This window comes from Cytobacillus sp. T106, assembly GCF_040492155.1.
Taxonomy (GTDB): domain Bacteria; phylum Bacillota; class Bacilli; order Bacillales; family Cytobacillaceae; genus Bacillus_AB; species Bacillus_AB infantis.
The window spans coordinates 15,473-38,189 of sequence record NZ_JBEUMK010000004.1; the positions used below are offsets into that span (position 1 = coordinate 15,473).

A 22,717-nucleotide genomic window follows, 5' to 3' on the forward strand; every position below is an offset into this window, starting at 1 on the left:
TCCGGCCAGTCTTTTATTTGGGAAAGCACACAATCCCCTGCATTCTATACGCGAACCATCCGCTCATACTGCAGCTTCCTAAGCTCAAACAAAGTGATCGGATCGCGGTAAGCCTCCGGATTTTCCTTCATTTTGCTGAGAGCCTGCCCGTTGGCTTCAATAGTGTTCAAGGTTTCCTCAACTGTCATATTGAGCACGTTGAATGGATTGCGGAAGAAGATCTTAATATCCCTCTCCAGTGCTTTTTCGAACAGTTCAAACTGCTGCATGAACTTGCTGACAATGGCGTCGACGCTTTCGCTGTAATCCTCATTTTCGAGGAATTGTTTATATCTATTATACAGCATTCCTTTATTCTGCGGGATTGCGCCAAACAGCTTTCCGGCGCTTTTCAGCAGGAATTGCGAAGGAGTGAAGCGCAGTAGGATGTTCACTTTTTCCATCCTCACTCCGCTTGTCATCCTGTCGGCATCCCTGCGCCAGTCATCCAGCACTTTGAAATCGCACTCCAGCCGGATTTTTTCCTCTCCATATAACTCATTGAACCCTTCGCCCATTTCATATAAATAAGCCTGGCTGTGATTGAACTCTTCAGTGGTGAGGGCAATCCACTTCTGGATAGAGCCGTAGAATTCAGGGAGGACAGAATCCTCCAGATACTGCTGGACGCGCTCGTTCATTGCATCGTTCAGCTCAAGATGGATTTTCCGGAAGTCGCTGTCTTCTGTGACCAGCTCGGAAGTGCCCCGCAGGATCCCGGGGATTTCCTCCTCAAGCTTCTTCCTCATTCTGTCTTTGATAGATTGATAGGATTTTGTGATCGTCCTTGTCTTTTCTTCTTCAATATCGCTGAGCTGGTTGATGGCGCCATTCAGCTTCGTGACCATCTCTTCATTCCAGCGGATATCCTCCTGCAGCGAGTTCTCCACCTCCACCCGCTTATCAAGCAGATAGCTTAAGGCGCGCTGGATATAGACAAGCACACTTTGTGTCCGGAGCTCATACCAGTCGCGGCTCAGGCTGTCATCGAAAAATCCGGCCAAATCTGCCAGCTGCTCTCTGCTTCCATAATGGGAGGAAAAGGCAAATACTTTTCCTTGCGGGAAATAAGACCGGATTTGTGCGGATATCTCGTCGACCAGCCTTTCTGCCTCACGCTGATCATGAATCGCATCCACCTTGTTCAGGAGGAAGTGCACCTTTTTGAAAGGAGCAGACTCACGAATTCTTTCCAGCGCCAGGAGGTCCTCCTCTAAAAGGCCTTCTGCTGCATTAATGACATATAAAATGCTGTCTGCAAGCGGGAGATAATGGGCCAGCTCTCCACTTGCCCTGCCGCTCCCTTTGACTCCCGGGGTGTCAATGAGCGCAATCCTGTTTTCCTGCAGGAAGGGAACCGGTACCCGGCAGTTGAAAGCAACCTTTTCTCCTTCAAGGCCGGCGGCAGCTTCATTTTCCTGATATTGCGGAAGATCTTTCATCATGATCAGCCTGCTGTCGGTAACTTCACTGAAAGCAGCGTCTTCGCCAGCCTTGAACATACTGATGGAAGATGTGTCCTCTCCAAGAACCGGCTTGCCCAGCACATAATTAATGAATGCGGACTTCCCGCTTCCAGGCCTGCCGGCAACAAGGACATGGCTGTTATCAAGATCAAGGAGCTCTTCGACGATCCATTCCAGCCTCTGTCCAAGCGGGAGATCATTTTTAAGTGCCCATTTCTTAATATCCATAAACAATTTGTAGCTGTCTTCCAGTCCTCCGTTATAAAGGCTTGAGCGCTCTATCAGATTTTCTGCATCCGCTACAGCGTTAGAGTCTAATCCGGCAAATAGCTTATTCCAGGCAAGCAATGCAGCGGAAGCGTGCACCGCGTTGGCGGAATCAGTGATCCTAACCCAGTTCACAAGCAGCTCAGGAACGAGCGGAGTCAATTCCTTCACATAATAATTGCCTGTGATAAGCTGCAGGTAGGTCTCCCTGTACATAGCGGAAAGTTCATGCCATGCATAAGATCTGTCCGCTTCAAGCTCCAGCATCATCCCGTTGAAATCCTTAAGCCATTGATGGCTGCTGCTCTGATTCTGATAATGCTGCCAAAGGGAGACAGACAGCTTTTCAAATCTTGATTCATCTTTATAAAAGACCGTTTTCAGCGCGTCAAGGAAATAAACAGGCTCAAGCTTCCTTGCCGCCCCTTGATCAATATAGCCATTCAGGACCTCAAACCATTTGAGCGAGCTTGTGCGGACTCCTTCGTTGACAGCGAGTTCAATGGCATTGCCCCAATCCTGGTGCTTTTCGAAAAAGGCTCTTGCCAGCTCTGTTACATCCGGATAATCCGGATTGAGGAGAACAGCTTCCTTTATTGTCTGCACGGCCTTATCAAGCTTGCCCTGATGGACATATAAGGAAAACAGCTGGAGCAGGACCTCAGTCTGGAGCACAAGTGACTCTGTCCTGATGGCCTTGTATATTTCTTCGGCTGTTGCATGCAGCTCCAGTTCCATATAGGCGTCTGCGGTATTTTTTTTGGCCCACTCCCCCAAATCGTTATGTATGTTTTCCCATTTGAAAATGGCTGCTTCATAGTCTTTATGGTGGAAATAGATTTCACCCTGTGCAAACCTGATGACCGAAAGCTCCGGTATTTCTTTTTTCTGCTCCAGGAAATATGCCTCGCCGAGCACCTGTGCAGGCTGCTCCCCGCTATGGCCTTCCATAAACATTTCGTAATATGATTTATCGATTAATTGTTGTTCTATCGTCATTGTTATCCCCTTATGTAAATAGATTGACCTACTATATGCTAAAGAGATTCCTATTATTCTGCGCTCTCTATCCTTGTATTCTAGCAAAGAATGGAATGCAACAAATTTCATTTTACTTTCATTTTTGATACAGAAATGTTTCCTTCTGTAATAATTCTAACAGCAACCCTCAGATATGGTAAATTTTACGCAGGAACTTCACTCTGTACTGCCTGAAACACCGTTAATCAAGCAAAACCCGCCTCTAGAGAAGGCGGGTTCGCTCTGACGAAGGATGGAAGCCCTTAGCGGGAGCCTCTTCTCAGGTTGTTTTGTTCATCTGTTGTATAGACGGTTGGCTCCCCGGATAATGATGGGCTGCCTGACGTGCCTTCCCCTTCATCTCCGCTCTCGATTTGGCCTGCGCCATACCACTCATCAGCACCGGTTTCAGCGTTGGCAAAAGCAGAATCTGCGTTCACAGCCAGGAGAATTTTGTCATTATCCATATCTGCTGCATATGACTCTACATTTTCCTCAGCAATTCCATACTTTGTCAGCCTTTCATGGGATTCGCCAAAGTCGCCGTCCAGCGAGAAGGCTTCTTTCAGTTTATCCCAGAACGATTCATCATCATGCTCTTTCGGCGCTGAGCCGGCAGCCTTTTCCACATCTGCATTTGTGTACGAATCAAGGGTGTAAATATCCTGCCGCTTTGAAATGACAGCCAGATCCTTTGAATCATAGCCTTTCGCCGTCAGCTCCCTGATTGCCTCGATCGTTTCATCTATTGAACTGTATACACCGATAATATCGCGTTTCATCATTATGCCTCCTATATGAAAATCATATATAGGCTGTTTACCCTTTAGTGCTGCAGGCAAAACGCAGGCATACTCAAGACAGTTTACGAATGAATGCCACTTTTAAATAATTCCCTTCCTTGAACTCACTGATGGTCCGAAAATCCTTTGGCAGGGAGAATTCCTCCAGCAGCTTGTACTTTCCGCCGCTTTCCTTAAAGGCGGCTTCAATAAATCCTTTGAACTTGCTCATTCCAAAGGTGCTGCAGTTGGTAGAGGCGACGATGATGCCATCCTTTTCCGTAATCGCAATCGCTTCCTTCAGCAGGTTCTTATAATCCTTGCTTGCACTGAAGGTATGCTTCTTGGAGCGGGCAAAGCTTGGAGGATCGAGGATCACCATATCAAAAAGAAGCTTTTTCCTTACGGCATATTTAAAATAATTGAAAACATCCTCTACAATGATATCCTGTGCCTCATAGTCGATCCCATTGATGCTGAACTGTTCAATCGTTTTGCTTTTGCTCCTGTTCGCAAGGTCCACGCTTGTCGTTTTCACTGCTCCGCCTTTTGCCGCAAAAATGGAGAATGCCCCTGTATAGGAAAACGTATTGAGGACTGTCCTGCCCTTTGCATATACATCCCTGATTGTTTTTCTGACATCGCGCTGGTCAAGGAACACGCCTGTCATTGCTCCATCGTTCAGGTAGATGGCAAAGTTTTCGCCATTTTCTTTGACAATGAGCGGGAACTCTCCGCGCTCTCCTTCAACAAAGTCATCATCCTCCATATAAGAGCCTTTCGCATCAAAGCGTTTCTTTTCGTAGATCCCTTTAAAATCAGCAAGATTCCTTAAAGACTGCAGGATTTCTTCCTTAAACCGGTATATGCCTTCACTGTACCAAGTCAGCAGATAATAGCCGGCAAAATAATCGATTGTCAGCCCGCCGATCCCGTCGCCTTCGCCATTGAAAACGCGGAAAGCAGTCGTATCAGAGCTGTTGAAGAAAGATTCCCGATGCTTAAGAGCCTTCTGAAGTTTTTTCTCAAAAAATCCCTGGTCGATCACTTCTTGCTCATCACGCGTCAGGATCCAGCCGCAGCCTTTATTCTGCAGGCCATAATAGCCTTTGCCGATGAATTTGTTCCTGCTGTCTGCAAGGCGGAAGATTGCCCCCTCCTCCTTCAGATCCGCAAGATTCTCTATTCTATCCTTATAAACAAGGGGCAGCCCTTTTCTATACTCTTCATCAGAACGCGCCTTCAGACGCAGCTTTATTTCCTGTGCCATATTATCACCCTTCTATATCCTGAGATCAGCTGCCCTGTTTGCCAGCTGTATCTTTTGGTTCTATCTTATCATTCCAGCCGCAGGAGAAGCCAATCGCTGAGAAAATTCTAAAGAAGAAGGGTGTCAAAAATCCCGCAGCCACCAGCCCAGAAAAGAAAAGACCAGGGAAGCATCCCCGGCCTTATACAGCAGCAGCCTGTTTTTTTATGCTGTTTTTCCGCCTCCACCCCTCGGCCATGATCATGGCGATGGCAATCAGCAGGAAGATACTCGAGATTTGGAACAGCCTGCCTGTTTCCACGTACTGGGCTATGACGCCGAATACCAGTCCGCTCAATCCGATGCCAAGGTCGATGGCTGAAAAGAACATGCCATTGGCAACACCTCTGCGGTTTGGCGGCGTAAGGGACAATGTCCACGACTGAAGCGTCGGAATCAGTGATCCGAAGCCGATCCCGAAAAGAACTCCGGCTGCAGCAATCAAAACATTAGAATGGGCAAAGGACAGCACCCACATCCCGGCGAATGTAATGAGTGTACAGAACAGGACGAGCCCTCTCGGCCCATTTCTGTCAAACCATTTTCCAGCTGCCGGACGCGAGGCCGATGCCAGTACGGCATTGAACAGGTAGAAAAGGAAAATCTGCTCTATCCCCCGCTCTTCCCCAAAAATGACAATGAACGTGACAATGGATCCATAGCCGAAGGTGACGATGACCGTGATAAGTGCCGGGTACCAGCTCGTTTTTTCAATCAGTGACCCTAAATAGGAGAAAGCTAATTCCTCTTTTTTCGCTTCCTTAACCGACTGGGGCGTTCTGTAGCTGACAAGCGACAGGAGTATGATGCTGATAATGCCAAGGCCGGCCGATATATAAACCAGATTTTCAAAGGTCGTAACCTGAAATAAATAAATGCCCAGGCTGGGGGCAATGATCATCCCGAGAGTCACAGACAGCCCATAATAGCCCATCCCCTCGCCGAGGCGGGAGTTCGGAACAACATCTACCGCTGCTGTCCCGTTGACAGTCGTCGACCAGCCCCAGGCAAGCCCGTGCACCAGCCTGAAGAGAAGAAACATAACAACCACGCTGGAAAGCGGGTAAACCAAAGTAATCAGCAGCAGGGCGGCTGCACCGGCCAGGACGAGGGGCTTTCTTGTCCTGTACTCAAGCATATAGCCGATAAAGGGCCTGCACAGAATTGCGCCAGCAGAGAATAGAGTTGTGACCAGGCCGATTTCCAAGCCGGAGGCGCCTATTGATTTTATGTATGGAGGCATTGTCGGGATCAGCATTTGAAAGGACATAAAGACAAACAGATTCCCTGCCATCAGCATGACGAAGGATTTCGTCCAAAGCTTTTCTTTTTGTTCACTCAAGCGGTAAAGCCCCCTTTTCAAAAAAATAAAAACTTGTGCAGTATTTAACTTTTACGAGCATATAAAAGGCTGGAACAGATCTTTTATAGAGAATATATTTCGATTCACTAAATGTTAACACAGTTATTTAATTGATGGCAATGCTGTATTTTTGTCCTGCTCCCACAAAAAAAGGGAGGCCGCAGCCCCCCGTTCTTATTGATATTTTTTTATAAACGCCAATGTCTCATCAATGATCAGCTGCTGATCATTATCGAGCGTGGCAACATGATAGCTGTTTTCCATCGTAATCAGTTTTTTGTCTTTGCTTGAGATGCGGTCAAGTATGAGCCGGGAATTATCAGGCGGGACAACATGGTCTTCGCTGGAAACAAAAATCAATGCCGGGCACTGTATGTCAGCCAGCCCTCCTTTTACCAGCTCCATTAACTGGACGATTTCACCGATGGATTTGACCGGGGTCTTCTCATAGGCCAGCTCTTTTACATCAGCTTTCTTTATATCTGAGCCGATGGCATCGAGGAAGCGGACGTCCTGAAGGGCTGCAGCACCTTCCATATCCGAAATCTCTACGGCAGCATTAATTGGGATAATGGCCTTGATTTCGGAATGCTTCTCAGCCATATAAAGAGTAAGTGTCCCTCCCATGGATAAGCCTGTGACGAAAATATCGTCGCACCGTTCTTTCAGCCATTGAAAGCCTTCTTCAATGCTTGCAATCCAGTCGCTGTACTGCGTTTGCTCCATTTCCTCATAATGGGTCCCATGGCCTTTAAGCCTTGGGCCGCAGACCGTATAGCCTGCTTTCGCATATGCCTCCCCGAGCGGCCGCATGCTTTGTGTCGAGCCTGTAAAACCGTGCGAAACCAGGATGCCTGTCCTGCCGCCTTCATAATAAAAGGGTTCTGCTCCGTTTAATACTGGATAGTTATCCGCCATTTCTTTCCCTCCTCTTTCTCACTTTGAAAAAGTTCGACTCCCTATGCCGCAAACCCTGCCAGCTCCGGAAAAAAGCCCGTTTTTCTCTATACACACAAATTTCATTTCCCGTATAGTACTGCCTGCATAGAATACAATAAGGAGAGCAGTCGAGTTGGAGGCGGAAAACAGAAATGGATGAATTTAATTTCTCAAAGCTATTTGCCAATGCAGAAAGCTTTTTTCATAAAAAGGGACAGCGGGAGATCCAATACCCAAAAGGCAGCCCGATCAATAAGGTGCACCGGTCTTCCCAAATCGTTGGAAACAGCCACAATATGCAGCAGTTCTTGTCCAAATATCTGGGCATAAAAAAATAACCTGCATACGCAAGTTACAAGAGCCCTTATGGCTTGTCCATCTAAAAAACTATCAGGCCGGAATCAGCGGATCTTTTCCAGGATCCTAAGATACTGCTTGCCGCCCGTGAATCGGGCGTTTTTTATTTCAGCCCTGCCAAATGCCTGCAGCCGGTCCTCTTTGGACCAGCCTTGCCGATTCATCAGGCCTTGGCAGCGAAAAGTCCTTTCACGATGGAGCTTTTCCTTGATATTGATGCTCCGCGAGGATATTGAATATCCTGCTGGTCTGCTTTTTTATTATAATTGGCAGCATCTTTGAATAACCGATCAAAATCAAAAATGTCTTCCTCGCCACTTGGCTTCTGGACTTTTAACACATGCTTTTTGGCTGACATTTTTAACCACCTCTTTACTATAAGTTTACCTCATTAGGGCTAAAGATTCAATCTTTCCCGAAGCTTTGTAAGCCCCAAGTTCTCCCATGCCCGTTTATGGAGCTCCGAAACAAGGGAAGTAATGCCTGCGACCAGATAGCCGTCATTTTCATTGAATTCAGATCTGTAGCTTGAAACACAAATGACATAGTCGACGACTTCTGTACCGCTTGTATAAATATTTTCCTCTTCTGAGGTGGTATAAACCAGATAATTTTTATCATGGATAACTTCCGGATTTTCCTTGTTGATCGGGATCCCTGTTTTGTATAAGTCCACAAGCTCGAGCGACCTCTTTACAGGCGAAGGAAATGATGCCTGATGAAACTCGGCAAGCGTCATTACTTCAAAGGTAAGATGTTCATCCCATTCACTTAAATAGAATTCCTGCATTTTGGCAAGTGCAAAATCGAGGGCATCATGGAATCTGGGATGCTCTGAATCAAAGCTCGTTTTCAGGACATTCTTGTTTTCTTCCTTCATTAAATACGTCAGGAATTTAAACTTTCTCATCTGGTCATCAATGATGGATATGACTTCCTTCTGGCTCTGGTCCAGGTCAAACTCCAGATTTCCGAGCTTGAAGCGGATGATCCTCCTGGATGCGGAAGGCACTAAAAGCCAGAGCAGCAGCCATAAAAGCAGGTAGAAAAGATATTCAAAAATGACCTGGAATTTCGGCGACTCGGCAATCGGCTTGATAATCAGGCTTGTGACCGTATCCTGTGCAGCGGCCTGGCCGCCTGCATCCGGCTGGCCCGCGCCATCCGGCAGCTGTGCAGCATGATATAAGCTGATAGCTGCAAGCAATATGATGATCCCTACTCCCGTCCAATACACGATCGCAGACCATTTCCTTACCTTATCTTCAATGACAGGCAGATCTTTAACCATCATCCTTTCCATTTTCATCCCCCTTTAGCCTGTTCGTCATTCAGCAATGTTGGAGGTTCATGGTGTGATTGAAAGATTCGGAAACGATATTAGCCTGTGGGTAAAAAAACCATATGATCCATTATATTACCTTAACAGTTTATCATACCAGGAAGATTTCTCCCCTAGTTCTTTCGCTTCAATTGGAGCAGCAGCCTGGCTCAAGAGCAATGAAGATGGGTACATAAAGCTATTGTATGCAGCCGCAGGCCGGCAGGCAGCTTTGCCCAAAAGTTTTTTCCCGCCCAGCCCCTCCGCTTTCCTTATTTTGCTTACCTGCTCCTTGTTTTTATCCTCCTTAATGAGTAGTATTAAGTTCATGGCATATCTTTTCAGATTCCATTAGACTATAAGTGAACGAGCCCAGTTTTTTAGACTATTGTAACTGCATGTTGATTTTGGGCTCATTCAGCTATGCTGAAATGTGTGTGAAACAGGGTTTCACACACATGAGCCCAAAATCACCGACAATGTTCAACACAGCCATTTTAAAAAAGGGCTATTTTAATAAAAAATGTTTGGAGCCGATTGAGCTTCAGGCAAAAAAATTCTATAATTTCCTAAAGTATATAAAAGAAAGGCTGATACTGGTTTGGAACAAAACTCATCCAATTTTATTCGCACGATCATTAAGGAGGACCTGGAATCCGGAAAAAGGAATGAAGTCGTTACCCGCTTCCCTCCAGAGCCGAACGGCTATCTTCATATTGGACACGCAAAGTCAATCATCATCAACTTTGGACTCGCCGATGATTTTAACGGCAAAACCAATCTGCGCTTTGATGACACCAATCCGCTGAAAGAAGACCAGGAGTATGTGGATGCTATTAAAGAAGATGTCAAATGGCTGGGGTTTGAATGGGAGGAGCTTCGCTTTGCTTCCGATTATTTTGAGGAAATGTACGAGCGTGCAGTCCTGCTGATCAAAAAAGACCTTGCTTATGTTGATGACCTGAATGCAGATGAAATCAGGGAATATCGCGGAACTTTGACAGAGCCCGGGAAGGATAGCCCATACCGCAGCCGTTCTGTCGAGGAAAATCTTGATCTCTTCAAGCGTATGCGTGCAGGAGAATTCCAGAATGGAGAAAAGGTGCTCAGAGCAAAAATTGATATGAGCTCACCTAATATTAACCTGAGGGATCCGGTCATTTACCGTGTATCACATGCCCATCACCATAACACAGGCGACAAATGGTGCATTTATCCGATGTATGCATTTGCCCATCCGATCGAGGATGCAATCGAGGGCGTCACCCACTCTCTCTGCACAACAGAATTCGAGGATCAAAGACCGCTTTATAACTGGGTCATTGAAGCTTGTGAGATGGAAAGCAAGCCTCAGCAGATTGAGTTCGGGCGCCTGAACCTGATCAACACAGTTATGAGCAAAAGAAAGCTGAAGCAGCTGGTCGACGAAAAGTATGTGGATGGCTGGGATGATCCGCGCATGCCGACCGTTTCTGGGCTGAGAAGAAAAGGCTTTACACCTGGCGCCATCCGTGAATTTGTTGAAGCGACAGGCGTCTCAAAAGGATCCGGAGCCGTTGATACTGCGATGCTTGAGCATTTTGTCCGTGAAGACCTTAAGCTGTCTTCCCCTCGGACAATGGGAATCCTGAAGCCGCTGAAGGTTGTGATTACCAATTATCCTGAAGGACAGACAGAAATGCTCGAAGCGGAAATCAATCCGGAGAACCCGGAAATGGGCAGCCGCCAGATTCCGTTTTCAAGAGAAATTTATATCGAGCAGGATGATTTCATGGAAGATCCGCCAAAGAAATATTTCCGCCTCTTCCCTGGAAATGAAGTGCGTCTGAAGCATGCATACTTCATTAAATGTCAAGATGTCATCAAGGATGAAAACGGTGAAGTGGTTGAAATCCATTGCACATATGATCCGGAAACCAAGAGCGGCACCGGCTTTACCGGACGGAAAGTAAAAGGGACCATCCACTGGGTCGAGGCATCCCAGGCAGTTCCGGCTGAATTCCGCCTGTATGAGCCGCTGATCCTTGACGAAGAATTGAACAGTGAAGAAAATGAAGGCAAGACCTTCCTTGACCATGTGAATGAAAATTCTCTGGAAATCGTCAACGGCTTCATCGAGCCGAACATGAAGGATGTCAAGCCTCAAGATAAGTTCCAGTTCTTCCGCCACGGCTACTTCAATGTCGATCCAAAGCATACAACAGAAGATCACATTGTATTTAACCGGATCGTTTCGCTGAAGAGCTCATTTAAATTATAAAAGCAAAGCCACCAGCCAGTGGGTGCTATTTTCAGGAGGAGAACGGCCGCAGAGCCGTTCTCTTTTTTCTAACAATTTTTTCAAGGGGATTGTCTTTTTAGCAAAAAATACGATACAGTTAAAGCAGAGGTGAGTATATTGAACGAGAAAACATCCTCTGCCTCCAGCATAAGATGGTTCAGCCTGGCCCTGCAGGCTTTGCTTATTATGGCAGACAATGAAGGCCTGTGCCCGAGCGCAAGGCTAGCGGACAAAATCGGTTCAGAATCAGGGTTTCTGCGGAAGATTTTGCGGAATTTGGTTAAGGAAGGCCTTGTCCAGGCCAAGGAAGGCCGGGACGGCGGATATTTTCTCGCAAAACCGCCGGAGGATATCAGGCTCTCTGATGTATATGCGGGAATGCGCGCAGAGCCATTCTCAAAAGGTTTCCTGGATGTCAGCAGCAAAGAGTGCTTTGAACCATGCACCCGCAGTGCCTTATCCGGCCTGAAGAATGAAATGGAGCAATGGATCCTGAACGGATTAGAAGAAAAGACCCTTAAAGACCTGATGGGTAAAAAATAAAGGAAACGAGACATCATTGTGTTTCGTTTCCTTTTTTATATTCACGCAGCGGCTGTTAATGAGATCCGTATAATAGAAATACCATGATGATGGAGTCAATCAGTATCAACCACAAAAAAATATAGAAAAGTCTCCGCTGTGTAAAATACAGCCGGACCAGCATGAAGTAGGCAAAGCCTGCTGCAACAACAAAAGACAAAAATTCCTCCAGCTTTTCTCCCTTCAAGACCAGCCTGTTATCATAATACAGCTGCAGCTCTTCATTTAATGAAAATGGTACAGTAAAAATGCTGATCAGCAGGCCCAGCAGCATGAAGCTCCCGGCAATGTTGAGCAGTTTTTGAACAGATATTCCTTTATTAGCTTTCAGCACCTGCTCTGAAGCCGGCTTATAATCAACCTGCAAAACCATCCCTCCTTTTATAACATCTACGGGCCGGGATACAATTGGTTTCGTCTTTCTGAGTCAGGAAGGCAATCCTATTCTTACAGGAGACTTGTCATCGGCAAATAGACTGTCCTCCCTTTTCATGCCTGTTATTTATTGGAAAATAAACTGTGTTTGACAAAAGAACAGTAACGCCATATACTGTTCTTGTAATAACCACAGTTAAAGGGAGATGGCATAGATGAGTGATAATACAATGAGCAAAGAAGAGTATTTAAATAAAGTAAAAGATCTTGACCAAACCACTGAAGCGCCAAAGGAGCTGGAAGATACAGATTTCTTCACGGTGGCAAAAGAGCGCCGCTCTGTCCGCCAGTATGATGCCGATTATATTATGGAAGACAGTGAAATCCGTGAAATCCTTGAAGCAGCCATCCTGGCACCGTCTTCTTCTAACCTCCAGCCATGGAGATTCCTAGTCATCAAGGACCAGGAAGCGAAAAAAGAACTGCTGCCAATCGCAAACAACCAGCAGCAGATCACAGATGCTTCTGTCGTAGTTGCAGTACTTGCGGATGTAGACGCGTATAAGAATGCAGGTGAAATTTACGGAGGCCTTGTAAAGATGGGCCGCATGACGGAAGAAATCAAAGATTCCTATGTAGCATCCATTATGAAGACCTATGGCGGTTTCTCTGATGAGAGAGCACTTAAGACTGCTATGATCGACGGCGGCCTTGTCTCTATGCAGCTGATGCTGGCAGCTAAAGCAAAAGGCTATGACACGGTTCCTATGGGCGGCTATGACGAAGGGCAATTTATTGAAGCCTTTAATGTGCCGGAAAACTTCAAGCCAGTAATGCTTATTTCCTTAGGAAAAGGCAAAAAGGCCGGCTTTGAGAAAAACCGCCTGCCTTTGGATGATGTTTTAAACTGGAACAGATTCTAATCAACTTGCCCGGGCCAGGATGCCCGGGTATTTTTTGCGGCTTGAATCGTGAGGATAGGAGCGGGAGTTATTTATACCTATAGGGATTAGTTTTATTCTCTAAAAGGGCATCTTATAAACAGAAAGCCCGAAAAGCTGCAGGACTGGCAAGACCCAGCGCCTGAAATACCATACCATTAATGATTCATTTATCCTGGTTTCAGGCAAGGATTATAGGGTAAACTCACAATTGTTTCCAAATAAAGAAAAAGGAGTAGATATATGGTATAGATACCTGGTACTTTTTTATTATATCCCCAAAATTTTTTGACAATCGCAATTCAATTTTAGTATGATGGTTTTTGTACTAAAGGAGGCAGAAAAATGACAGCTTTTGATAAACAGAAAATTGTGAATAGTGTGCCGCAGAAAGGCTTTTTCGGCCACCCTAAGGGCTTGTTCACGCTCTTCTTCACAGAGTTCTGGGAACGCTTCTCCTACTATGGGATGAAAGCTATCCTACTATACTATATGTATTACGAAGTTTCTAAGGGCGGACTTGGGATCGATGAGACGACAGCCGCTTCTGTAATGGCCGTGTACGGCTCACTCGTATATATGTCCGGGGTAATCGGAGGCTGGATTGCCGACCGTATACTCGGAACTGCCAGGACCGTATTCTACGGCGGGGTCCTGATTATGCTTGGCCATATTGCCCTTGCATTCCCTGGAGGCATTACAGCCCTGTTCATCTCCATGGCATTGATTGTCATTGGTACAGGTCTATTAAAGCCTAACGTTTCAAGCGTTGTCGGCGACCTTTACAGCAAGGAAGATGTCCGCCGTGATTCTGGTTTCTCGATTTTCTATATGGGAATCAACGCTGGTGCTTTCATTGCGCCGTTAATTGTCGGAACAATCGGTGAAAAGTATAACTTCCATTGGGGCTTCGGCATTGCAGCAATCGGTATGCTGATTGGATTGATCACTTATCTTGCTACAAGAAAGAAAAACCTTGGGCTTGCAGGCAGCTATGTACCAAACCCGCTGCTCCCTGAAGAGCGCAAAAAAGTATTCGGCCGCATTGCCATTGCAGCAGTTATTATTGCTATTATTGCTTTTATCAGTATTTCAACCGGATTCTTAACGATTAACCGCTTCACGGTACTGATCAGTATCCTCGGGATTGCCATTCCGACCGCATACTTTATTGTGATGTACCGCAGTCCGAAAACAACTTCAGATGAGCGGTCAAGAATTATCGCCTACATCCCGCTGTTTATAGCATCGGTTATGTTCTGGGCGATCCAGGAACAAGGTTCCATCATCCTTGCTCAATATGCGGACAAGCGTACTGACCTGGATTTTGCAGGCATCCACCTGCAGGCTTCATGGTTCCAGTCCCTTAATCCATTGTTCATTATTGCACTCGCACCATTGTTTGCGTGGCTATGGGTTAAGTTAGGAAACAGGCAGCCATCAACGCCTAAGAAGTTCTCACTTGGCTTGATTTTCGCGGGCTTGTCTTTCCTTGTCCTGATTATCCCTGCTTATATGAGCGGCGGGGAATCTTTGGTTAATCCATTATGGCTTGTACTGAGCTTCTTCCTTGTCGTTATCGGTGAGCTGTGCCTGTCCCCTGTAGGGCTGTCAGCTACAACAAAGCTTGCGCCGGCGGCATTCTCGGCTCAGACGATGAGCTTATGGTTCTTATCCAATGCAGCGGCACAGGCGGTAAATGCTCAGCTTGTTAAGCTGTATGATCCTAATAATGAGATTATGTATTTTGGTACGCTTGGACTTTTGGCTGTCGTTTTAGGCGGCGTCCTGATTTTCATGTCACCTTCTATTCAGAGATTGATGAAGGGTATTAAATAATCGCAAAGGCAGTGCATTTTTAGTGCACTGCCTTTGTTTTGCTTATAAATGGGTTTGATACTTTTTTTGCAATCCGATACTAATTTTATGTAGTTCTTTGATCAGTTACCTGGATACTTCCTCAAATGTAGTCTGCTGATTTCCGTTCCAGGCACTTCGCTTTCCGCGGGGCGACGCTGAGCCTCCTCACCGCTGCGCGTCTGCGGGGTCTCAGCCTTGCCGCTATTTCCCGCAGGAGTCTCCATGCCTTCCACTCCAATCAGCAGGGTTTAATAATTTGTTTGGCTGACCCCTTTAGTACCCTTGCTCTTAGACAAGGCTTCAGACTCTCCCCTTCAATGTATTCAAATATTCCACATGCTTCCGGTCTGTGCCGAGAACAGTTTCAACCAGTCGGCGGCTTTCAGGGTCGAGGTCGCCTCTTACGTTTTCTTCGGACATTTGGATGGCATAATAGTCTTCGCCGGTAAGGGTTTTATCGACTATGGCCTCCTGGCTTTCCGGCAGGAAGAGACTGCTGATATATCCTTGGATGGAACCGGCTATGCCTTCATCGTCAGCAGGTACAGCCCCAAGGTTTTGGATTCTTTCCGCAATCAGGGCCGCATTATGTTTGTGCTCCTGCTGCATTCTCTGGAATTCGGCTCTGACACCTTCATCGTCAAGTTTTTCAATGAAATGCTCGTATGCATGGATGCCCATGTAAATCCCTTTCAGGAACTTGTTCAGCTCCTTGGCAACTGAGTGATTGTCCACCTTGCTTCCTCCATTTTCTGTTTCTTACAAAAATGTCATCTTTAGCCTTCATATTGTAGGCTTAAGCTATGGATGGCATACATGATTTCTCATACCATAGCGCCCGCATGATTTCATCACGGGAAACAATCTGTTCAGGCTTTTTCTCATTCTTGGTCAAAGAAACCTCCGTCCCATCATACATAAATGCCGCGGTTCCCATATTAAGCGATATACCGCCTGCTGTTATAAGGTCAGTTTCCTCTCCCTTTCCCCTGGCGGCCCTTCTTAGAACCGCATTAATTTTAGCGACCAGCACTTCCAGCGAAAAAGGCTTCTGGATATAATCATCGCCCCCCATATTCATGGCCATGATAATATCCATATTATGCGAGCGCGAGGAAATGAATATAACAGGCACATCAGACATCTCTCTTATTCTCCCGCACCAATAATAGCCATCCCGTTCAGGAAGATTGATATCAAGGAGGACCAGATCCGGGCTGCAGGCGCTGAACTGCTCAGCTATCATGCTGAAATCATCAACTGGCAGCACTGAAAAACTCCAGTTTTTTAAAAACTGCCCGATAAGCCCTCTCATTTTGCTGTCATCTTCAATGATCATGATTTTCTGCATAAAATAATCCTTTTCTATTTTTATTTCAAACTATTTCTGTCAACCAAGTAAAAATTTCACTTAAACTATATTTACAATCTATATAGTTAAATATTACTATTAAAATGGTATATACTTCAATAAGGACAAAGAACTGAAGGATGTGTAGAATGTGGAAGTTTTCGTGGGCAGACAGCCAATCTTTGATATCCATCAGGAACTGTTTGGTTATGAGTTATTAAATAGAACGGGCAAGGAAAATGTTTATCTGCAAACTGATGGAGATATGGCCACTCTGGAGGTTTTAAAAAACAGCTTCCTTAGTATTGGCATGGACAAGCTCGCGGACGGAAAAAAATGCTTTATTAACTTCACCGAGAAACTAATTCTAAACGATATTCCAACCTATTTTGATAAAGAAGCCATAGCAATAGAAATTCTTGAAGATATCATTCCCAGCAGTGAAATACTGCAGGCATGCGCAAAGCTTAAACAGCTGGGATACACAATTGTTTTGGATGACTTTGTTCTAAAGGATGAGAATAGGGCATTCCTCGAATATGCTAATATCATAAAAGTTGATATAATTAAAACAAACATCCAGGGCATAGGAAAGATACTAAGAGAGTTACCCAATAAAGACGTGAAGCTTTTAGCGGAAAAGGTAGAAACCAGAGAGGATTTCACTATAGCGAAGTCTCTTGGCTTCACTTTGTTCCAAGGTTATTTCTTTAGCAAGCCGGTAGTAATCAATGCCAAGGATGTTTCCTCAACTTTGATTAATCAGCAGCATCTATATCTTTTAAATAAAATTGACGACCCTGAGCCGGATATCGATGAAATCGCCGAGCTTGTTGAAAATGACTTTTCCCTTACCTACAAAATTCTGCGCATTGTAAACAGTGCGGCTTATCATATGAGAAATAAAATTAATTCAATCAAACAAGCCATTATGGTGCTGGGATTATACGAGCTTCGCAAGTGGGTGCTTTTGATGGCCATTTCAGATTATAAGTCTGCTAAAGACAATGAAACAATTAAGCTTTCAATGTGCAGAGCCAAATTCGCAGAATCCATCGGAAAGCTGAAACAGCGAAATATTTCGGAGTATTTCCTGCTCGGATTATTCTCTTTAATAGATACGATTTTAGAGCGGCCAATGGAGGAAATTCTTGTAGAGCTGCCACTGACTCCTGAAATGCAGGAAGCCCTGCTAGGGCATAAAAACGAATTTGCTCTGATCTTAGATTTGTTGTCATCTTTAGAAAGAGGCATTTCAATCAATGAACTGAGCAGCTTCCTCAATATTCCTGAAGATGAAATATATCGCCAATACGTAGAAGCCATAGGCTGGGCTGATAGTTTGAATCGCTCTATCAATGCATAAGCAATTTTCATTTGGGGGAATAAGAGATGTCCAGCAGCTATACCATTACTAAAAAAAAGAAACGGGACAAAAATCAATATATCCTCGGCATTTCCTTTGTTCTTCTGCTGGGATCATTCTTTATACCGCTGGTGGTGCTGCTCCCTCTTCAGCAGGCCCTGTATCATCCATTCGGATACTGGTTTCTGGAACCGCCGAGATCAGCCTACTTTATTTTCACCGGCTCCCTCATTTTATTGAGTCTCAGCCTGCTCCTGATGATTTCCGGCTTGGCAAAAAATAAAATGGCCAAGGGATTGATTGCTGCGGGCATCTTTGCAAGCATCCTGCTGTCCGTCTTGAGTGTAGACCATTATCACTATATGAACGGCAATGGCATTTATATCAATCCCTTCTTCGGCTTTGGCGAAAAGGAATTTCTGTGGGCGGATGTAGAGGAAGCGAAGCAGATTGCTGTTGAAGAAAAAAATGGACTGAAGGATAAGAATCTGACATTTGTGTTTAAGGACGGGGAACAGTACAGCTTCCTCATTACAGAAACCGTACGGAAGGCTTATCCTATCTTTAATGTGAAGCTCCAGGAAAAAGGCATCCAGGTGACCAGGGAGTTCCCGGAATAACTGCAGACAAAAAGGAGCTCCGGCAATGGAGCTCCTTTTTGCTATCAGCCCAGCAGCTGTTCTATGTCCGCTTCCATCTCGAACGGATCTGTCGTAGCCTCAAACCTCCGTATTACATTTCCCTCTGCATCTATCAAAAACTTTGTGAAGTTCCATTTGATTGAGTCGCCGAACAGGTATTCAGGATGCTTTTCCTTCAACAGAGGAATGAGGACTCTTGCAACCGGATGATTCTCATTGAATCCTTCGAATGGCTTCTGTGCAGTCAGGTAATTGAATAAAGGATGGGCATTTCCGTCGCGCACATCCATTTTTTGAAACATCGGGAATGATACACCATAGCGGAGCTCACAGAAGGATTGGACTTCCTCATCACTCCCAGGCTCCTGATTATCAAATTGATTGCACGGGAAACCTAATACCACCAGCCCTTTTTCTTTGTAGCGGTCGTAAAGCTTCTGCAAATCCTGATATTGAAAAGTAAAGCCGCACTGGCTTGCTGTATTGACAATCAGCATTACCTTCCCCCTGTATTCCTCCAGAGAGATTTGTCTTCCGTTCATGGCCGGAGCTGAAAATTGATAAACACTCATTGTAATTCCCCCATCTATCTGTATAGTCTTTATGTAATAGTTCTTTATAACTATAAAGACATTTCCCTTGTTTAGAAAGTTTAAACTCTCTGGACCTCTTTTTTCCTATATTTTTAATTAAGCGGGTTACTAAATGCCTGATTTTGGGTAAAAAAGGGCAGCAGCTTAGTAAATATTGTAAAATCTCTAAAGAGGAGGGCAGAACAATGAAAAGAAAAATACATATTCTTGCGAGATTACTCGCACTTCTATGCACCCTGGTTCTGGCAGGCTGCAGCGGGGAAGATGAAAAGGCTTCAGGCGAAAAGAAAAATGACCCGCCCCAGGAGGAAGCCCGGGAACAGGAAACATCCTCCGATGAAAAGATACCAGAAGCATCGGACGATATTGAGGGCATGGTTGCACAAAAGCCCGGAAAGATACTTGAAGGCAAACTGGAACCTGAGGTGGAGATTGCCGATCTATGGGACGCCAAAAAATATACCGGATTTAATGAAGAGACACTCCAGCCGGCAGCAGAGAAAGAAATGAAAGCATATTTCTCTGAGCAGAAGGATTTATCCGGCAGCCAGGTATACGACTATCTGGTCTATCAGCTGGGCTCAGGTTTATACCAGTCCTACTATGAGGAACTTGTTTCCTTTGAGCATGGTCATGAGATGCCAGAACTCCCTGATGGAGAAGATGAAATCCAGCAGGCAAAGAACCAGAAATCTAATATAGTCATTTTAATGGATGCAAGCGGTAGCATGAAAGCTGATGTCAGCGGCGGCAATAAAATGATGCTTGCCAAAGAAACCATCAAGGAATTTACAAGTTCTCTGGAGGATGATGCCAGTGTTTCCTTAATGGCTTACGGCCATGTAGGAACAGGGAACGATGAAGATAAAGCTGAATCCTGCAGCCGCATTGATGAGGTATTCCCTTTGGGGGCCTATGAGAAAACTGCCTTCAACAAATCCATGGATTCATTTGAGGCAAGCGGCTGGACCCCGCTGGCTGGAGCGATTGACAAAGCACGGGAGCTTTTGTCCGCCTATAACAGCACGGATTATAAAAACACCATCTATATTGTCAGCGATGGGGTCGAGACCTGTGACGGAGATCCTGTAGAAGCAGCACAGCAGCTTCAGGGCAGCAATATTGAGGCAAAGGTCAATATCATTGGCTTCGATGTTGATGACGAAGGGCAAAAACAGCTGAAGGAGGTTGCGGAGGCGGGCGGCGGAACTTATGCAACTGTAAGGGATAAAGATGAGCTGGAGGACCAGGTGCTGAAAAAATGGAAGCCGAGCCTGGGCCAGATATTTTCCCAGCTGGGAGTACCATTGCATGAGACGGTAGACCAGAAAGAAAGGCTCCTTGATATATCGAACCCGATCAGATTAATATCAGATAGAGAGAAAGACAGGATTAAAAGTGCAGTGTCTTTCCTGGAGAGCGAAGAGCTGATCAGTCCTGAGGCGGCAGAAGAAGCAGAGGAACTGGCGGAAACCAGGCATGGAATCCGCGACTCGCATTTCAAGGACTTATACGAACAAAAAGAAGAAGAAGCACAAAAGGCAAGAGATGAAATCAACGGTAAAGTAGAAGCCTGGAAGGATAAATGGTATGAGGTATTAAAGGACGAAAACTAATGTGAAAAAGCCCCGGACATTGCCAGGGCTTTTTCGTTTTCCTATTAAAAATCAAAATGATCCGGGTCCGGCCCTACACGCAGGTTTTGATTCAGTGAACTGATCTGCTTCATTTCATCGCTTGACAGTTCAAAATCAAAAATAGAGGCATTGGCAGCAATTCTGTGCTCTTTCGTTGATTTAGGGATTGTAATGACACCATTCTGCAGATCCCAGCGCAGGATGACCTGGGCTGCAGATTTGCCATGCTTTTCAGCAATGGCAGCAATGATTTCATTGTCCAATAGCTGCCCCTGCATAAGCGGGCTCCATGCCTCAAGCTGGATTCCATTTTCCCTGCAGAATGCTTTTAATTCCTGCTGGGTAAGACGCGGATGGTATTCTACCTGATTGATCACCGGCTTGACCTCTGCATCCTTCAACAATTCCTCCAGGTGGTGCACTTGGAAGTTGCTCACGCCTATAGCTCTTACTTTTTCTTCTTTATAAAGAGCTTCAAGCGCACGCCATGCGTCTTTATACTTCCCTTCCACCGGCCAATGGATAAGATACAGATCCAGATATTCAAGCCCAAGCTTCTGCAGGCTTGTTTCATACGCCTGGATTGCTGATTCAAAGCCTAAATCGCTGTTCCACACCTTTGATGTAATAAAAAGGTCCTCGCGGGATATGCCTGCTTCCGCAATTCCCTCCCTGATTCCCTGTCCGACACCCTCTTCATTTCCATAGATAGCTGCCGTGTCTATGCTCCGGTAACCCAGCTTAATGGCTGATTTTACGGCGTTAACAAGCTCCGGCCCTTCTTCTACTTTGAAAACGCCCAATCCCATCCATGGCATTTCCACACCATTATTTAAAACTGTTTTATCTTGAATGCTTTTTATCATCACTGTTCCTCCTTTATTTTTCCGGAAGCTGCTTTACGCAGCTCCCCCATTGATGCTTGTTGTTTTCATATCCTGGTTTTCCAGCTTCATGCTCCAGCCTGTTAGAATGACAGCGCCAAGCACCATTGCGGCACCGATCCATGGTGTATGGATCAGCCCGATAGAGTCTGTGACGAGGCCGCCCAAGTAAGAGCCAATCGCAATTCCGGCGTTGAAGGCGGCAATATTAATAGCAGAAGCAACATCCACCGCTCCAGGGACAAACCGTTCTGCCAGCATGACCACATATACCTGCAGCCCTGGGACGTTCATGAATGCAAACAGCCCCATCAGCAGGATGACAATCAAGCCTGCAGTCTTATAGGGTGCTGCAAATGTGAGCAGCAGCAGCACCACGGCCTGAATGATGAACATATAAAAGAGTGCCCTGATCGGATTTTTGTTCGCCAGCCGGCCGCCGGCCATATTTCCTATCGCAATGGCAATTCCATATAAAAGCAAAATGGCAGCCACTGTACCAGCTTTAAAGCCGGTCACTTCCTGCAGCAGCGGTGACAGATACGTAAATACAACGAATGTGCCGCCGTAGCCAAGCGCAGTAATGATAAAAACCAGCAGCAGCCTGCCGTTCGTAATTAGTCTGATCTGATCGGCAAATGCAGCTTTCGACCCTTTTGAAAGATTTTTTGGCACAAGGATGCTGTTGGCAATAAAGGCAATGACGCCGATTACGACAATGGCCACAAAAGCAAATCTCCAGCCAAACTGCTGGCCGAGGAATGTCCCAAACGGAACGCCTGTTACTGTGGCAACAGTCAGGCCTGTGAACATGATGGAAATGGCGCTTGCCCTCTTATCCTTCGGCACTAAATCGGCGGCAATGGTAGAGCCGATGGACATGAACACCCCGTGGCTCAAGGCCGAAATAATCCGCGCTGCAAGGAGAATACCTATGCTGCCTGATGAGGCAGCAATGATATTCCCTGCAATGAATACCACCATGATCCAAAGCAAAAGTGATTTGCGGGACATTTTAGCTGTGAGCGAGGTAAGGACAGGCGCTCCGAACATGACTCCCAGTGCATATATAGAAACAGTCAGTCCTGCTGTGGTGACGGGAATATTCAAATCTTCCGCGATCATCGGCAGCAGCCCGACTGAAATGAATTCAGTTGTTCCGATTGCAAACGCACTGACTGCAAGCGCAAGCAGCGGAAGCAAACTTGTTTGTTTGCCAGATGGCATATTTTTCTCCTCCTATTCCTATCTATGAAAATTTTATGAGTATAGCAATTTCCTGCCGGCAAATGCTATTATGGGATATAGCGTTTCTTTTGAAAAGTACGTACTTTATAGTGCTA

Annotated in this window: 22 protein-coding genes; 9 read left to right on the forward strand and 13 right to left on the reverse strand. The window is 45.6% G+C overall.

From position 1 onward, the window contains the following. Positions 1–44 precede the first annotated feature (44 nt). The 5 genes from ABU165_RS10400 to ABU165_RS10420 form a co-directional block, all read right to left on the reverse strand. Positions 45–2,771 (reverse strand): dynamin family protein, encoded by a 2,727-nt coding sequence (locus tag ABU165_RS10400; protein WP_318060630.1) that lies wholly within the window; start codon positions 2,769–2,771, stop codon positions 45–47. 284 nt (positions 2,772–3,055) lie between these two features. Next, entirely contained in the window at positions 3,056–3,574 is a 519-nt protein-coding gene (locus tag ABU165_RS10405; RefSeq protein WP_022543317.1) for a YflT domain-containing protein, read from the reverse strand. A 73-nt stretch (positions 3,575–3,647) separates the two neighbouring features. Further along, positions 3,648–4,844, reverse strand: a complete 1,197-nt coding sequence (locus ABU165_RS10410) for a class I SAM-dependent rRNA methyltransferase (protein WP_101551927.1) — start codon at positions 4,842–4,844, stop codon at positions 3,648–3,650. A 181-nt stretch (positions 4,845–5,025) separates the two neighbouring features. Beyond that, entirely contained in the window at positions 5,026–6,183 is a 1,158-nt protein-coding gene (locus ABU165_RS10415; RefSeq protein ID WP_318060668.1) for an MFS transporter, read from the reverse strand. Positions 6,184–6,420: 237 nt separating this feature from the next. Next, positions 6,421–7,164, reverse strand: a complete 744-nt coding sequence (locus ABU165_RS10420; RefSeq protein ID WP_318060631.1) for an alpha/beta hydrolase — start codon at positions 7,162–7,164, stop codon at positions 6,421–6,423. Positions 7,165–7,337: 173 nt separating this feature from the next. On the opposite strand from ABU165_RS10420, the gene ABU165_RS10425 reads away from it, so the two are divergent. Further along, a complete protein-coding gene (locus ABU165_RS10425) occupies positions 7,338–7,523 on the forward strand; it encodes a hypothetical protein (RefSeq protein ID WP_009792339.1) in 186 nt (61 codons plus the stop codon). A gap of 182 nt (positions 7,524–7,705) precedes the next feature. Here the strand turns inward: ABU165_RS10425 and ABU165_RS10430 are convergent, their stop codons facing one another. Continuing rightward, complete coding sequence (locus tag ABU165_RS10430; protein ID WP_009792341.1) at positions 7,706–7,900, reverse strand: hypothetical protein; 195 nt, start codon at positions 7,898–7,900, stop codon at positions 7,706–7,708. A 39-nt stretch (positions 7,901–7,939) separates the two neighbouring features. Next, positions 7,940–8,845: a hypothetical protein gene (locus ABU165_RS10435; protein ID WP_148950587.1), complete on the reverse strand. Its 906-nt coding sequence runs from the start codon at positions 8,843–8,845 to the stop codon at positions 7,940–7,942. A 52-nt stretch (positions 8,846–8,897) separates the two neighbouring features. Between ABU165_RS10435 and ABU165_RS10440 the strand changes: the two genes are divergently transcribed. The 3 genes from ABU165_RS10440 to ABU165_RS10450 all read left to right on the forward strand — a co-directional run bounded on the left by ABU165_RS10440 (position 8,898) and on the right by ABU165_RS10450 (position 11,687). Next, positions 8,898–9,218, forward strand: a complete 321-nt coding sequence (locus tag ABU165_RS10440) for a hypothetical protein (RefSeq protein WP_141195024.1) — start codon at positions 8,898–8,900, stop codon at positions 9,216–9,218. A 246-nt stretch (positions 9,219–9,464) separates the two neighbouring features. Next, a complete protein-coding gene (locus ABU165_RS10445) occupies positions 9,465–11,123 on the forward strand; it encodes a glutamine--tRNA ligase/YqeY domain fusion protein (protein WP_318060632.1) in 1,659 nt (552 codons plus the stop codon). A 129-nt stretch (positions 11,124–11,252) separates the two neighbouring features. After that, positions 11,253–11,687: an RrF2 family transcriptional regulator gene (locus tag ABU165_RS10450; RefSeq protein WP_374703165.1), complete on the forward strand. Its 435-nt coding sequence runs from the start codon at positions 11,253–11,255 to the stop codon at positions 11,685–11,687. Between the two features lie 55 nt (positions 11,688–11,742). Here the strand turns inward: ABU165_RS10450 and ABU165_RS10455 are convergent, their stop codons facing one another. Further along, positions 11,743–12,093 carry a hypothetical protein gene (locus tag ABU165_RS10455; protein WP_094768079.1) on the reverse strand — a complete coding sequence of 117 codons (351 nt, stop codon included), beginning with the start codon at positions 12,091–12,093 and terminating at the stop codon, positions 11,743–11,745. A 223-nt stretch (positions 12,094–12,316) separates the two neighbouring features. Between ABU165_RS10455 and ABU165_RS10460 the strand changes: the two genes are divergently transcribed. Both ABU165_RS10460 and ABU165_RS10465 read left to right on the forward strand, forming a co-directional pair. Beyond that, positions 12,317–13,024 (forward strand): nitroreductase family protein, encoded by a 708-nt coding sequence (locus ABU165_RS10460; RefSeq protein ID WP_094768078.1) that lies wholly within the window; start codon positions 12,317–12,319, stop codon positions 13,022–13,024. A gap of 363 nt (positions 13,025–13,387) precedes the next feature. Beyond that, on the forward strand, positions 13,388–14,881 hold the full coding sequence (locus tag ABU165_RS10465) for a peptide MFS transporter (RefSeq protein WP_009792349.1): 1,494 nt from the start codon (positions 13,388–13,390) through the stop codon (positions 14,879–14,881). Between the two features lie 321 nt (positions 14,882–15,202). Here ABU165_RS10465 and ABU165_RS10470 read toward each other — a convergent pair whose 3' ends face one another. Continuing rightward, the gene (locus ABU165_RS10470) at positions 15,203–15,637 is read right to left on the reverse strand and encodes a DUF2383 domain-containing protein (RefSeq protein WP_318060633.1); all 435 of its coding nucleotides are present in this window, start codon (positions 15,635–15,637) and stop codon (positions 15,203–15,205) included. Between the two features lie 61 nt (positions 15,638–15,698). Next, positions 15,699–16,253 carry a response regulator gene (locus ABU165_RS10475; protein WP_094768076.1) on the reverse strand — a complete coding sequence of 185 codons (555 nt, stop codon included), beginning with the start codon at positions 16,251–16,253 and terminating at the stop codon, positions 15,699–15,701. A gap of 151 nt (positions 16,254–16,404) precedes the next feature. Here ABU165_RS10475 and ABU165_RS10480 point away from each other — a divergent pair, with 151 nt between their 5' ends. Further along, positions 16,405–17,619 carry an EAL and HDOD domain-containing protein gene (locus ABU165_RS10480; protein WP_318060634.1) on the forward strand — a complete coding sequence of 405 codons (1,215 nt, stop codon included), beginning with the start codon at positions 16,405–16,407 and terminating at the stop codon, positions 17,617–17,619. 26 nt (positions 17,620–17,645) lie between these two features. After that, positions 17,646–18,239 (forward strand): hypothetical protein, encoded by a 594-nt coding sequence (locus tag ABU165_RS10485; RefSeq protein WP_009792351.1) that lies wholly within the window; start codon positions 17,646–17,648, stop codon positions 18,237–18,239. Positions 18,240–18,283: 44 nt separating this feature from the next. Here the strand turns inward: ABU165_RS10485 and ABU165_RS10490 are convergent, their stop codons facing one another. Continuing rightward, on the reverse strand, positions 18,284–18,832 hold the full coding sequence (locus ABU165_RS10490) for a glutathione peroxidase (RefSeq protein ID WP_009792352.1): 549 nt from the start codon (positions 18,830–18,832) through the stop codon (positions 18,284–18,286). A gap of 206 nt (positions 18,833–19,038) precedes the next feature. Between ABU165_RS10490 and ABU165_RS10495 the strand changes: the two genes are divergently transcribed. Then, positions 19,039–20,469, forward strand: a complete 1,431-nt coding sequence (locus tag ABU165_RS10495; protein WP_318060635.1) for a vWA domain-containing protein — start codon at positions 19,039–19,041, stop codon at positions 20,467–20,469. 44 nt (positions 20,470–20,513) lie between these two features. Here ABU165_RS10495 and ABU165_RS10500 read toward each other — a convergent pair whose 3' ends face one another. Beyond that, positions 20,514–21,353 carry an aldo/keto reductase gene (locus tag ABU165_RS10500; RefSeq protein ID WP_318060669.1) on the reverse strand — a complete coding sequence of 280 codons (840 nt, stop codon included), beginning with the start codon at positions 21,351–21,353 and terminating at the stop codon, positions 20,514–20,516. Positions 21,354–21,389: 36 nt separating this feature from the next. Next, positions 21,390–22,601 (reverse strand): MFS transporter, encoded by a 1,212-nt coding sequence (locus ABU165_RS10505; protein ID WP_009792355.1) that lies wholly within the window; start codon positions 22,599–22,601, stop codon positions 21,390–21,392. Between the last annotated feature and the right edge of the window lie 116 nt (positions 22,602–22,717).

Bases quoted from the DNA above. Each gene is read 5' to 3' on its own strand.
- ABU165_RS10430 (WP_009792341.1), bottom strand. From the start codon at position 7,900: ATGTCAGCCAAAAAGCATGTGTTAAAAGTCCAGAAGCCAAGTGGCGAG.
- ABU165_RS10410 (WP_101551927.1), bottom strand. From the start codon at position 4,844: ATGGCACAGGAAATAAAGCTGCGTCTGAAGGCGCGTTCTGATGAAGAG.
- ABU165_RS10505 (WP_009792355.1), bottom strand. From the start codon at position 22,601: ATGCCATCTGGCAAACAAACAAGTTTGCTTCCGCTGCTTGCGCTTGCA.
- ABU165_RS10495 (WP_318060635.1), top strand. From the start codon at position 19,039: ATGAAAAGAAAAATACATATTCTTGCGAGATTACTCGCACTTCTATGC.
- ABU165_RS10460 (WP_094768078.1), top strand. From the start codon at position 12,317: ATGAGTGATAATACAATGAGCAAAGAAGAGTATTTAAATAAAGTAAAA.
- ABU165_RS10425 (WP_009792339.1), top strand. From the start codon at position 7,338: ATGGATGAATTTAATTTCTCAAAGCTATTTGCCAATGCAGAAAGCTTT.
- ABU165_RS10475 (WP_094768076.1), bottom strand. From the start codon at position 16,253: ATGCAGAAAATCATGATCATTGAAGATGACAGCAAAATGAGAGGGCTT.
- ABU165_RS10465 (WP_009792349.1), top strand. From the start codon at position 13,388: ATGACAGCTTTTGATAAACAGAAAATTGTGAATAGTGTGCCGCAGAAA.
- ABU165_RS10420 (WP_318060631.1), bottom strand. From the start codon at position 7,164: ATGGCGGATAACTATCCAGTATTAAACGGAGCAGAACCCTTTTATTAT.
- ABU165_RS10415 (WP_318060668.1), bottom strand. From the start codon at position 6,183: ATGCTGATGGCAGGGAATCTGTTTGTCTTTATGTCCTTTCAAATGCTG.
- ABU165_RS10400 (WP_318060630.1), bottom strand. From the start codon at position 2,771: ATGACGATAGAACAACAATTAATCGATAAATCATATTACGAAATGTTT.
- ABU165_RS10485 (WP_009792351.1), top strand. From the start codon at position 17,646: ATGTCCAGCAGCTATACCATTACTAAAAAAAAGAAACGGGACAAAAAT.
- ABU165_RS10405 (WP_022543317.1), bottom strand. From the start codon at position 3,574: ATGAAACGCGATATTATCGGTGTATACAGTTCAATAGATGAAACGATC.
- ABU165_RS10435 (WP_148950587.1), bottom strand. From the start codon at position 8,845: ATGGAAAGGATGATGGTTAAAGATCTGCCTGTCATTGAAGATAAGGTA.
- ABU165_RS10490 (WP_009792352.1), bottom strand. From the start codon at position 18,832: ATGAGTGTTTATCAATTTTCAGCTCCGGCCATGAACGGAAGACAAATC.